Origin of the sequence: Sphingomonas parva (ex Maeng et al. 2020) (assembly GCF_004564275.1) — a bacterium.
Lineage (GTDB): Bacteria > Pseudomonadota > Alphaproteobacteria > Sphingomonadales > Sphingomonadaceae > Allosphingosinicella > Allosphingosinicella parva.
The window spans coordinates 1-13,888 of the sequence record NZ_SPDV01000056.1 but is presented as its reverse complement, the minus strand read 5'-3'; the positions used below and the strand labels follow the sequence as shown (position 1 = coordinate 13,888).

Below are 13,888 nucleotides of genomic sequence, written 5' to 3'. Positions count from 1 at the left end.
CGGTGAGCGTCAGCGCGTCGCCGTCGACGTCGGCGAAGGTGCCGGCGGGAAGCACGATGTCGATCGGCATGTCCTCGGCGGAGGCCCGGTCGTCGAGCGCGAGCACCAGCGTCGGCGCGTCGTTCCTGGGATCGATGGTCAGGCGGAAGGTGTCGCTCACGGCCAGGATGCCGTCGCTCGCCGTCACCTCGATGTCGACCGCGCCGTGGAAATCCGCCGGTGGCGTGCCGGTGAAGCGGCCGCTCTCGAAGCGGATCCAGGCGGGCAGCGCCGTTCCGTCGGCGAGGCGCGCGCTGAGCGTCAGCGCGTCGCCGTCGACGTCGCCGAAGCTGCCGGCAGGGATCTCGACCAGGAAGGCCTGGTCCTCGGCGGAGACCGCATCGGCCAGCGGCAGCAGAGTCACCGGCGCGTCGTTCTCGGCCGTGATGCTCAGCCGGAAGATGTCGGACACGCTGGCGGCGCCGTCGCTCGCCGTCACCTCGATGTCGAGATCGCCATGGAAGTCGGCCGGCGGCGTGCCGATGAAGCGGTCTCCCTCGAAACGCAGCCAGGAGGGCAGATCCGCGCCGTCCGCCAGCCGCGCGGTGAGCGTCAGCGCGTCGCCGTCGACATCGGCAAAGGTGCCGGCCGGGAGTGCGAGGTCGATCGCCATGTCCTCGGGGCTGGCGCGGTCGGCGAGCGCCGCCACGAGGACGGGCGCGTCGTTCGCCGGATCGATGGTCAGGCGGAAATCGTCGCTGGCGGTGAGTGCACCGTCGCTGGCCACGACGCGGATGTCGAGCACGCCGTGGAAGTCCTGCGGCGGCGTTCCGGTCAAGCGGCCGCCGGCAAAGGTCAGCCATGAGGGCAGCGGCTCGCCGTCGACCAGCGTCGCCGAATAATTCAGCGCATCGCCGTCGACGTCGGAGAAGGTCCCGGCGGGCAGAGTGATGTCGATGGCCCGATCCTCGACGCTGGTCGCGTCGGCGAGCGGTGCCGCCAGGATCGGCGCGTCGTTGATCGGCTTGATCGAGACCACGGCCTGGCGAACCGTCTCGACCTGGCCGTCGAAAGCGGCGACCTCGATCATGACGTTGCCGTTGAAGTTCAGCGGCGGCGTGCCGCTGAGCGACTGCGTCCGGCGATCGTAGGAGAGCCAGGCCGGCAGCGCCGCCCCGCCGAGACCGCGCACCTCGACCAGCAGCGCATCGCCGTCGACATCGGCGACCAGGTCCGCCGGCAGCCGGGCCGAGAAGGCCCCGTCCTCGGCGCCGACCAGCATCGGGATCGCTCCGATCGTCGGCGCATCGTTCACCGCCGCGACCGCGACGCTCACCCGCGCCCGGGCGGCGATTCCGCTCGAATCCTCGATCTCATAGTCGAACCACGCCTCGCCGGCGAAGTCCTTGTTTGGCGTGATCACCAATTGGCCGATGCCGTTGTCGACCACCGACACGCCGCTCGCGCCGAGGACTCGGGTGAGGACGACCGCCTGCAGATCGACGTCGCCGTCGTTCGCGAGCAGCTTCGAGGTGAAGATGGTCAGCGGCGTGTCTTCCACGGTCGCCAGGCTGTCGTTGCCGGCGAACGGCGCATCGCTCACCGGCAGCACGTCGATCGTGACCGTGGTCGGCACGTCGAAATCGGCGCCGTTGTTGATCGAATAGGTCAGCACGATCTTGCCGAAGAAGTTCGGTGGCGGGGTCACCCGGTAGAGCCCGTTGTCGAGCAATTGGGCGCCGCCCGCGAAGCCGACGAAGGCCAGCGTCGTGCCCTCGGGCGCGTAATCGTTGGCCATCAGCACGGCCGGGTCGAGATCGATGAATCCGTCCTCGAGCATCTCGTAGCCGGCGTCGGACACTGCGATCGGCAGGTCGAACTCGGGCATCACGATCAGCGAGACATAGCCGACGCTGGTCGCGCCGTGCACGTCGGTGACGCGATAGGAGAAGCCGGCGTCGCCGTAATAGCCCGGCCGGCCGGTGAAGATCGCCTTGTCCCCGTCCCGCACGACACTGCCGTTGTCGCCGTCGAACACCTCGACGAGGGTGAAGGCGTCACCCTCGACGTCGCGGTCGTTGGCGATGAGATCGGCGAGGTCGATCGCGAACGGAACGTCCTGGTCGCCGTAGAAGATGCCGTCCGGATTGGCGATCGGCGCATCGTTCACCGCGGCGACGTTGAAGGTCAGCGTCCCGTTGGTGGAACGCCGCCCGTCGGTGATCTGGTAGGTGAATGATTTCGGCCCGCTGACGTTCTCGTCCGGCACGAACTGGTAGCGCCCGCCGGGCAGCTCGATGATCCGGCCGTCGGGGTGCTCGGTCGAGAGCCAGACGAAGCGGAAGGCGTCGCCGTCGGGATCGCTGTCGTTGGCGAGCAATTGGTCGATGGTGAACTCGAAGGGCGTGTCCTCGATCGTCTCGAAGACGTCGGCCGCCGCGATCGGCGCGCGGTTGGTCGAGCGCACGTCGACGTTGACCCGGCCGACGCTGGTGCCGTGGACATTGTCGGTGACGAGATAGTCGAACGTCGCCCGCCCGTCGAAATTGTGGTCGGGCGTGAAGAGGATGGAGATGCCGTCGTAGCTGATTGTGCCGTGCTGCGCGTCGAGCACGCCGAGGAAGGCGATCGGATCGCCGTCGACGTCGTAATCGTTCGCCAGCAGCAGCGCCGGATCGATCAGCAGCGGCGTGTCCTCGATTCCGTCGAGGCGGTCGGGCTGCGTGTAGGGCGCGTCGGCGACCGGGGCGACATGGACGGTGACGAGCGCAGAGCCGTTGCCCGGCCTGTCGTCGGTGATAACGTAGCGGAACCCGTCCTCGCCCGAGAAAGCGCCGGTCGGCGCATAGGTGATGGTCACGCCCGCGTTGCCGTCGAACGCCTGGTGCACCGACGCGCTCTCGCTGGTGCCGTCATGGCTCTGGGTGACGACGATATCGTACGCCGCCAGCACCGCGAGCGGTACCGTCGCCCGGATCTCTCCGGTCGCCGCGTCGATCGACATCCACTCCGGCAGAGCCGTCCCGCCGGCCAGCATGGCCGACCAGAGTCCGCCCTCGACCGGCACGAGGCCGGCCGGAGGCGCGATCAACACGGTCGAGAGGTTGACGGTGACCGCGCCGTTCCCCGGCTGCTGCACCTCGACGACGCGGATCGCGTCGCCGTCCCGGTCAAAATCGTTGGCGAGCAGGTCCTCGAGCGCCACGGTGACGCTCTCGTTCTCGCGGACGTCGATCTCGTCGCCATAGCCGTCCGGCTTCTCCGGTGTCGGCTGGACGTTGAAGACGATCGTCGCCGGCCTGGAGGAGACGCCGCCTTTCTCGTCGGTCGCGTCGTAGGCGATCGCCACCGCCCCGTTGAAATCGAGCGGCGTGGTAAGGTCGATCCGCTCCGCCCCGTAGCTCACGCCGATGCCGTCGACCTTGGTGACCTGGAACGTCTTGTCGACCACGGCTTCGGTGATCACCGACATGGTCGGCAGGCCGGCGCCGTTGCCGGTCACGTCGAGCCGCACCGGCACAGCACCGACGTAGGACGCCGGCGGCATGCCCGAGAAGGTCAGCGTCTCGCTGTTCCAGCTCAGCCATGAGGGGAGCGGCGCGCGGCTCTCGCGGGCCGCGGAGATCGCGGTCGCGGCGCCGAGATCGAGCGCGAACAGCCCCTGCGCCGCGAAGAACGGCTGGTTCTGCAGGATCGCGTTGATCGCGGGGTCGAGCGGCTCGGTCGGATCGATGACGAACTCGAGGGTGAAACCGCGGTCGGTCGAGGCGTAGGTCTTCTCCGGAAGGATCTCGGCTTCGGGCGTGAAGATGATCTGCAGCCGCGCGAGCGGGGCATTGGCGTCGGGCGGGAAGCCGGTCAGGCTCACCGTCATCGTCTCGGCGTCGAACGCCAGCCAGTCCGGTAGCGGCCGGCCGCTCGCCAGGCTCGCCGAGAAGCTGCCCTTGCTGATGTCGAACAGGGCGGTGTCGCTGTCATAGGCGATGCCGCGCTCCACCGCCGCCGCCTGCGTCGGATCGATGCTGATCCGGTCGGCATGGCTGACCGGGCCGCGCTCCGCCGTCGCCGGCAGCGTGAAGGTGAGCAGGACGTCGAACGGCTCGACAACACCCTCCGGCGGCGTGCCGCGGACGGTCAGCGTTTCCGCATCGAAGGTCAGCCACGTCGGCAGCATGCTCCCGTCGACGAGCGTCGCGGTGACCGAGGTGCCGTCGGCGACCGTGGCGACGCCGAACTCGAGGTTCGAGGCCCAGCCTTCGCGGATGGTGTAGCCGCCGAGGACGTCGCCGCGCAGCGAGCCGCCCGCGGCGAGCGCCTCCGCATCGAGCGAGAAGCGGCGGTTGAAGTTCGAGCCGGTCTGCGGGTCCTTCACCCACACGTCGACGCTGACCGCCTCCTGGCCTGCCGGCAGCGTGCCGCTGAAGCTGATCGCCCCCGCGTCGAACGACAGCCAGGTCGGCAGCGCCGTTCCATCGGCCATCTTGGCGGAGATCTGCACGCCGGAGGACAGATAGGATTTCTCGAGCACGCCAAGCACGCTGGCGCGCTTGAAGAACAGCACGTCGCCGTCCGGCTCGATGTCGTTGCCGAAGGCTTCGGCCGGGATCACGTAGAGCGGCTTGTCTTCGAGCCCGCTGACGACGTCGCCGCGCAGCACGGGGCCGTCGTTCCGCGGCATCACGGTGATCGCGACATAGGCCTTGGCCGTGCCGCCGCGCCCGTCGCTGATATAATATTCGAAGCCGGCCGAGCCGTTGTAATCGGCACGCGGGCTGAACTCGATCATCCCGGCGGCATTCACCCGCACCTTGCCGTTGTCGGGGAAGCGCTGCACGCCCTCGAAGATCAGCGTGTCGCCATTCTCGTCGCTGTCGTTGGCGAGCAGCGTCTTCGGATCGATGACCAGGATCTGGTCCTCGAGCGTGCGGAAGCCGTAATCGTTGCGCGCCACCGGCGCGTCGTTGAGCGGCCGGACCTTCAGCTTGTAGGTCAGCGTGGCCGAGGCGCCGCGCGCGTCGATCACGTCGTACTTCAGGGTCGCGTCGCCGAGCGCGTCCGGAGTGAACGCGATCGTGCCGGAGGCGGCGTCTAACACCGCCTGGCCGTTGGTGGCGGCGCTGCCGTTGGCGGCGAGGTGCAGACCGACGAAGCTCACCGCGTCGCCTTCGATGTCGTAGGTCTGGGCCATCAATTGGGCGACGGTGATGATCGAGGTCTGCTCGAGACGGATCCACCGCGTCGTGTCCTGCGCGCGCGGCGCGTCGTTCACCGGCGAGACGTAGACCTCGACCTTGCCCTTGGCGGTGGCGCCCCACGGATCGCTGACGGTGTAGACGAAGCCGGCGAAGCCGAAATAGTCGGGCCGGATGTGGAATTCGAGGTAATCGCCGTCGACCTTGCCGGTGATGTGCGTCGCCGGATCGTAGCCCGATTCCTTGTATGGGTTGAGCTCGTTGCCGGCGAGGTTCTTCAGCGGCTCGACGCCGGTGATCCGCAGGTCGAACCAGTCGTCGTCGATGTCGAAATCATTGGCGAGCAGGCTGTCGATGCGGACGCGGAGCGTCTTGTCCTCTTCCGCATAGATCAGAGCGTCGTCGACCGCGGTCGGCGCGTCGTTCACCGGCGCGAGATTGACCTCGACGGTCGCGCTGGACTCGCGGCCGAACTCGTCGCGAACGGTGTAGTCGAAGAACGCATCGCCGTGATGGTCTTTGGCGGGGATGAACTCGATCATCCCGTCTTCGCGGATCCGCGCGCTGCCCTTCTTGCCGTTCTGCACCGAGACGAGGACGAGCTTGTCGACGCCCTCCTCGGCATCGTTGCGGATCAGCGTCGCCGGGTCGATCACCACGGTCTCGTCCTCGACGCCGAAGCGATAGATGTCGTCCTCGGCGTTGAAGCGGCCGATCCTGATCATCTCCGCGATCCGGTCGCGGTCCCAGCGCGCGCCATTGGCGAAGGAGATCGCCTCGATGCCGGTCGCCGCGCCGAGGAAGTGGTTGGTGACGCGAATGGTGTCGATCAGGAAGCCGTCGTCGCGCTCGAGCTCGATGAACAGGTCATCGCCCTGGCGCAGCAGCGAGACGTCCTTCGGCCCGATTGCAGAGCCCATCACGATCCGGTCGATATCGTTCTCGTCGCCGATCTCGGTGATGACGTCCTGCTTGCTGTCGAAATCGAAGACGTAGAGGTCCGATCCGGCGCCGCCGAGCAGCGCATCGTCGCCGTAACCGCCGTCGAAGACGTCGTCGCCCGCGCTGCCCCGCAGCGTGTCGTCATGGACCGAGCCGAGCAGCATCTCGATGCCGATCAGGGTATCGCCTGCTGCCTCGCCAGCGAGGCCGCGGCCGAGCGCCAGATCGACCGTCACCGCTTCGTCGGCGGTGCTGTAGTCGGCGATGTCGAAGCCGCCGCGGCCGTCGATCACGTCGGCGCCGCGTCCGCCGCGCAGGCGGTTGTCGGCGTCGTCGCCGCGGATCACGTCGTCGTGATAGCTGCCCTCGACGATCTCGATGCCGGTGAAGCTGTCGCCCTGCGCATCGCCGCTGCCCGCGGCGCTGTTGGCGAGGTCGATCGTCACGCCCTCGACCGAGAGCGAGTAATTGACGGTGTCGACGCCCTCGCCGCCGATCAGCACGTCGGCGCCCCGGCCGCCGATCAGCACGTCGTCCCCTGCCCCGCCGTCCAGCACATCGTCGCCGCGCCCGCCGCTCAGCAGATTGGCTCTGTCGTCGCCGGTCAGACTGTCGGCGAAGTCGGAGCCGACCAAATTCTCGATCGAGACCAGCACGTCGCCCTGCGCGTCGCCGCCGGTCGCGGTGCCGGCGAGCAGCGAGATCTGCACGCCCGCGCTCGACAGGAAATAGATCGCGGTGTCGATGCCCTCGCCACCGTCGATCCGGTCGGCGCCGGCGCCGCCGTCGATGCTGTCGTTGCCGCCGCCGCCGATCAGCACGTCGTCCCCGCCGCGGCCCTCGATCTCGTCGTCGCCCAGCTGGCCCTCGAGACGGTTGGCAGCGGAATCGCCGCCCAGGATGTCGGCGAACTCGGTGCCGATCAGCGCCTCGATCCCGACATAGACGTCGCCCTGGGCGAAGCCGCCTTGGCCGACACGGGCTTCGAGATCGGCCCGCACGCCGGTGTTGGATCCGGTGAAGATCACCGTGTCGAAGCCGTCGCCGCCGGTGATGTGGTCGCCGTCGTCGCCGGCGTCGATCAGATCGTCGCCGTCGCCGCCGTCGATGCGGTCGGCGCCGAGGCCGCTCTCGATCCGGTCGTCGCCGCCCATCCCGGCGATCAGGTCGTTCGAGGCGAAGCCGCGGATCACGTCGCGGCCGGCGCCGCCGAGGATATAGTCCACGCGCGGCGTACCGCTCAGCGTCCCGGCATAGAAATCGGCCACCGACGCTTCGATGAAGCCGATGTCCTGGAGGCCTTCGGCATCCGCGATCGTGTACTGGATGACGACGCTGCCGCTGAACCCTTCGGGGAAGCGGGCGACGATGAACCTCTCGCCTTCGAAAGAGACGACCTCGACGGTGCCGAGCGCGACGTGATTGCCGCGCGCGAGCTCGGCCGGATCGAGGATCGCATCGACGCTGACGAACGTCGGCCGCGCCCGCTTCGGATCGTCGAGATCGTCGTCGATCACGCCGTCGCCGTCATGGTCGGCCTGCTCGACGTCATAATCGTTGAACATCACGTCGGCGACGCGGATGACGAGCGGGATGTCGAGCGGCGTGACATAGCCCTCGTCGTTCACCGCCGTCGGATCGTCGTTCGACGGCAGGATGACGATGTCGACATAGCCTTCGCTCTCGCCGTCGCGATGATCGCCGATCCGGTAGACGAGGCCGCCGGAGACGGAGGCGTCGCGGTTCGGCGTGAACAGCAGGTTGCCGTTCTGGTCGAATTCGAGCGTGCCGTTGATCGGGATGCCGGCGTCCCCGCCGAAGCGGAACACGTCGAAGATGTCGGCATAGCGCCAGCCGAGGAAGTCAATCGGGTCGCGGTCGATGTCGACGTCGTTGCCGAGCAGCGCCGAGATCGGGATCACCGTCGGCACGTCCTCGTAGACGTAGATCGTGTCGCGCTCGGCCTTGGGCGGGCCGTCGCTGACGTTCTCGAACCACAGGGTCACGCGGCCGTCATCGACCGCGCCGTCGGGGTCGGAGATCAGATAGTCGAAGCTCGCCTCGCCCCAGAAATCGGCGTCGGGGGTGAAGATGATCGTGCCGCGGTCGGTGACCTGGAAATCGCCGTTGATCGGGTTCGAGGCATTCTCGAACTTGACGAGGAATCCCTCCACGTCGAAGTCGTTCTTGAGCAGCTCGATGATCGGAATCTCGATCGGCTGATCCTCCCGCCCCTTCAGGAAATAGAAGGCGGGGTTGTTGTAATGGTCGTCGCGCGAGACCGGGCGGTCGTTCACCGCCTGATAGACGATCGTCGCCCGCGACCAGCTGACGCCGCCGTGCCCGTCCGAGACCTGATAGTCGAACCAGGCCTCGCCGTTGAAATCGGCGAACGGTTCGAACAGCACCGTCTGGTTCTCGAGCAGCCGCGCCCGGCCGCCGAAGCTGCCGCCCACGGCGGAGACGGTCATCGCCTCCCCGTCATGCTCGATGTCGTTGGCCAGCAGCCGCTCGGCGGTGATGACGATCGGATTGTCCTCGCGGATCGGCTCGCCCTGCTGGGTGAGCTCGAAGCGATCGGCATGCGCCTCGGGCGCGTCGTTGACCGGAGTGACCGACAGGTTGACCCGTCCGACGGCCGTGGCGCCGGCGCTGTCTGCGACGACATATTCGAAGCTCGCCGCGCCCCAGAAATAGGGCCGCGGCACGATCCGGATCGTGCCGTCGGAGTTGATCGAGACCTGGAGGTCCGGCGTCGAGCGCACCGACTGCACGCTCATCGGATCGCCATCGGGATCGCGGTCGTTGCTCAGCAGCACGGCCGGATCGATGGTCAGCGTATTGCCCTCGAGCATCGCGATGCCACCGTCGTTGACCGCGATCGGGGCGTCGTTGACCGCGACGACGTCGATCAGCACCTTCGCCTCGGCGCGTCCCCCTTCCGGCGTGTTGGCGACATAGGTGAACTCGGCGACGCCGTTGAAATTGGCGGTCGGCGTGAACGAGATGTTGCCGTCGCTCGCCAGCGAGACGGTGCCGTTGGTCGCGCCATAGACCTGGCCTACGACCATCCGGTCGCCGTCGAGATCGTTCGACAGCAGGCGCTCCACGCGGATCGTCAGGAAATTGTCTTCCTGCACGGTGAAGCCGCGGTCCTCGCGCGCGGTGGCGACCGGGCGCACCCGCACGTCGATGCCCGCTTCCGCAAAGCCGTGCCGGCCGTCGGAGAGGGTGTAGACCAGCGTCGTCGCGCCGGCGAAGCCGTTGATCGCCGTGTAGACGATGTTGCCGTCGCCATCGAACGTGGCGACGCCGTCCTCCCCGCCGTCGACGGCGACGATGCGGAGCGGGTCGCCGTCGGCGTCGAAATCGTTGCGGAGCAGGTCGGCCGCGCGGATCAGCAGCGGCTGGCCGGTCGTGACAGAGAAATAGCCGTCGTCGCCGGCCACCGGCGCGCGATTGTCGAGCAGCTCGCGGATCTTGTCCTTGGTCCAGGTGACTCCGTCGGCGAAGCCGTAGCTCTCGATGCCGCGGCCATCGAGCGCCAGGGCATCGAGGATCGTGACGCTGTCGTCCGGCGCGCCGGTGAAGCGGATGACGATGCTCTCGCTGCCGCGGAACAGCCGCTCGACGGTTGCCGCGGTCGACAGGAAGCCCGAGAATTGCAGCTTGTCGGTCGGCTCCGCGGCGGTGCCGCGATCCTCGATGCGGTCGTGGCCGCTGCCCGGGGCGAAGGCATAGGTGTCGCCGCCCGTCCCGCCGGAAAGCAGGTCGTTGCCCGGCCGCGCGGCGAACGTGTCGTTGCCGTCGAAGCCGTAGACATTGTCGTCGCCGCTGCCGTCGGCGTCGCCGAGCGCCCGCGCCCGCAGCGCCGATCGATCCCAGCTCGAGCCGTCCTTGAACTGCAGAGTCAGCGTGTTGCCGCCGGCGTTGAGGCCGCCCAGCGCGTCGCGCAGGACGAGCCGATCGCCCTCGCCCGAGAAGCGGATGACGACGTCGTCGCTATCCGGGCCGGCGCGAAGCACCGAGACGACATCCGACGCGGCATAATCGAGCAGGCGGACCGTGTCCGCGCCCGATCCGAACGCGTCGATCCGGTCGTCGCCGTCGCCCTTGCGGTAGAGATAGATGTCGTCGCCCGCATCGCCGACCAGCAGGTCGTTGCCGCGGCCGCCGGCGATCGTGTCGGCGGCGCTGGTGCCGAGGATGGTGTCGTCACCGTCGGTCGTGGCCGAGGCGACCAGCGCGTCGCGGATGTTCGCGACCGAGATCGTCGTTCCGTCCTTGGCGAGCTGGATCGTCTCGACGCCCGCGCCGGCACCCGAGAGGCCGTCAAGGATGACGATCTCGTCCGACGATCCGGCGAAGCGGATCACCAGGTCGTTGCTGCCGAAGCCGCGCCGAAGGAAGCTGATCTCGCTGCCGCCGTAGCCGGAGATCTCGAGCCGGTCGGCTGCGCTGGCGGCGCCGTCGCGGATCGTGTCGCGGCCGTCGCCGCGCGCGAAGCGGTAGGTGTCGTCGCCCGCACCGCCGGACAGCATGTCGTTGCCGAGCGCACCGGCCAGCACATTGTCGCTGCCGTCGCCCGTCAGCATGTCGTCGCCGCTGGTGGCGAAGCGCTGGAACAGGTCGGAGACGCTCCACTGGCTGGCGTCGGCGAAGCGGATCGTCTCGATCCGTCCGGCGCCGAGCGCGTCCTCGATCGTGATCCGATCGTCGGTGCCCTTGATCCTGAGCACGATCGCGCTGCCGTCGCGGCTCTGCTCGACGCTGACGTCGGAGGTCGCGATGTCCGGCCCGAGCTGGAGGACGTCGGCCGTGCCCGCCGAATCTGCGATCACGTCCTGGCCGCTGCCGCGGCCGAACAGATAGACGTCGCTCCCCGCGCCGCCCTCGAGCCGGTCGACTCCCCCGGCGCCATTCAGCTGGTCGTCGCCGCCGAGGCCCCGCAGCAGGTCGTCGCCGGCCGAGCCGTCGAGCAGGTCGGCGCCTTCCGAGCCGTAGAGCACGTCGTTACCGCTGGTCGCCGCGCGCGCCATCGCCAACAGCGACGCCGCGGACCAGAGAGTGCCGTCGGCGAACACCACCTCGGGCAGGTTCGGGGAGGCCGCCGTGGCCGCGCCGAGCTCGATCCGGTCGCCGGTGCCGACGATCTCGAGCACGAGACGGCCGGTGCCGCGGACGAGACGCACCTGATCGGGAGCGATTCCCGCGCCGAAGACGAGCCGGTTGAGGCCGTCGGCATCCTCGATCGTGTCCTGCCCGTCGCCGCGGTTGAACACATAGGTGTCGTTGCCCAGGCCGCCGGCGAGGCGGTCGTCGCCGGTCCCGCCGATCAGCACGTCGGCGCGGAAGGAGCCGGTGAGCTGGTCGTTGCCGGCGAGCCCCTGCAGCGTAATCGGCGCCGGCAGCTCCGCCTGGACCGCCCTCAGCCGGACGTTGTCGAGCGACGCACCGCGCGAATCCCAGGTCACGCCGAGGCTGCGGAACTGGACGACGTTGCCGCCCTGGATCGCACTGACCAGCAGAGTCTCGGTCTTCTGCGCGATCCCCGTGTCGAGGAAGGTGGCGATCACCTGGCCGTTCCACAGCACCTCGAAGCCGCCCGAATCCGCGGCGACGCGATTGGCGTGATCGAACTGCAGCAGCAGGCTCTGGCCGGCGGTCAGGCCGGCGACCGTCTGCAGGATATCCATGTTCCGGCTCTCGCCGTCCATGTCGAGCCAGTAGCTTCCGTCGCTGGACTCCACGCCCTCGACACCGGACAGTGCGAGCTCGAAGCGCGCGCCGTTCGCGTCGGTCCAGCCGGCGAGCGTCGGCACCGTCCAGCCCCACCAGGTCTGGGTTCCGCCATTGGTCTCGAAGCTCTCGAAGCTGCCGTTGACCAGCAGGTTCGTGCCCAGGCCGTCCTCGGCGCTGACCTGCAGGCGGTCGTCGCCGGCGCTCGCGGCCATCGAACGCGCGACGATGTCGGCCCAGGACCAGGTCGTACCGTCGGCGAAGCGGAGCTGCTCGATGCGCGTGCCGTTGCCGGCCAGTGCCCCGGCGAGACGGATTCGATCGCCGGCGGTGCCGATGCGCAGGTCGAGGTGCTTGCCGTCCACCTGGACGATCGCGACGTCCGCCGGTGCGATCCCGGCGGCAAGCTCGATCCGGTCCTGCCCGCCGGCATCGTAAACCACGTCGCGTCCGTCTCCTGCGGCGAAGCGATAGACGTCGTCGAGGCCGCCGCCGTAGAGCGCATCGTCGCCGAGGCCGCCCTCGAACAGGTCGCTGCCGTTCACCGAGCCGGCATTGTCGCCGCCGATCAGCACGTCGTCGCCGCTGCCGCCGGCGAGAACGTCGTTTCCGGCCCCGCCGAGGAGCCGGTCGTGGCCTTCCTGGCCGGCGACCCAATCCATGCCGAAGCCACCGTCGATCACGTCGGCGTCTGCGCCGCCGGCCAGCCGGTCGTTGCCGCCGAGGCCGAGGATCGTGTCCGCACCGCCATTGCCGAAGATCGTGTCGTCGAGCGGCCCACCGGAAAGCGTGTTGCCCGTGTCGCCGTCGTTGGTCCGGACCGAATTGTCGATTCCGAACGGAACGCCGTCGAAATTCGCCGCGGTGAGCGACGTCGCGGTGACGTTCGCGAGGCGGAGGATCGGCCGGTCGAAGCCCAGGTCGTCGCGCAGCAGGATGTGGGTCTCGGTGCCCACCTGGCTGACCCGCAATTTGCCCTGCTCGAAGGGATTCGGGTTGCTCGACGAGAGCCGGATGATGTCGCCGCCGTCGCCCGCCTGGAAGTCGGTGACCAGGTCGGCGACATAGTCGCTCGGCACATTGTAGGTCGGCAGGAAGCGATAGGTGTCGCGGCCGGCGCCGCCGGTCAGCGTATCGACCGAGTTATCGGCGACGATGTCGCCGAAGATGTCGTTGCCGTCGCCGCCGGAGAGCGTGTCGGCGCCGCTGTCGCCGCTCAGGAAATCGTCGCCCGCCCCGCCGCTCAGCACATCGTCGCCCGCCGTTCCATAGAGCGTCTCGCCGGTCGCGGCGACGTCCGCGGTCACCCGGGTGAGGACGTCTTCGAGGGTGAGGGTGAGGCCGCTGGCGGGGATCGCGAACCGCTCGATCGTGTCGGCGGCGGTTCCGGCGAACGCGCCGCGCACGATCAGCCGGTCGGCGCTGCCGCTGAACCGGATCGATAGGTCGTTGCCGTCGACGCCGACCCGGCTGAACCGGATCTGGCCCAGCGAATAGCCGTCGATCTGCACGGTATCGATCGTCGCATCGCCATTGTCGTCGATCTCGTCGGTGCCGTCGCCGGCCGCGAAGACATAGGTGTCGCCGCCGGTGCCGCCGATCAGCACGTCCTTGCCGGTGCCGCCGGAGAGTCGGTCCGCATCGGCGCCGCCGTCCAGGCGGTCGTCGTCGGCACCGCCGGAGAGGATGTCGGCGCCCGCCGCACCGGAGAGCGTGTCGCGACCGCCCTGGCCGCTGAGCTCGTCGACGCCGGCGGTGCCGTTGTAGACGTCGTCGCCGGGCGTGCCGGCCGTCGCGCGGCGCCTGAGCTCGGCCGCCGACCAGTTGGTCCCGTCGGCGAACACCACCGATTCGATAATATTGCCGGTGACGCTGAGCACGTTGACCAGCGCCAGCCGGTCGTTGCCGCCGGCGATCTTCAGCACCAGGCCGGTGGTGCCGAGCTGCACGATCTCGATATCGCCCGGCGCAATCCCGGCGCCGAGCTCGATCCGGTCGACGCCGGCCGTGTCGGTGATCGTGTCCTGGCCGTCGCC

Annotated in this window: 1 protein-coding gene; it reads right to left on the bottom strand. The window is 68.8% G+C overall.

The window, feature by feature from the left end; translation table 11 throughout:
* Nucleotides 1–13,888: tandem-95 repeat protein (locus E2493_RS18660; protein ID WP_135089926.1), on the bottom strand; the 13,888-nt coding region annotated here is incomplete at both ends.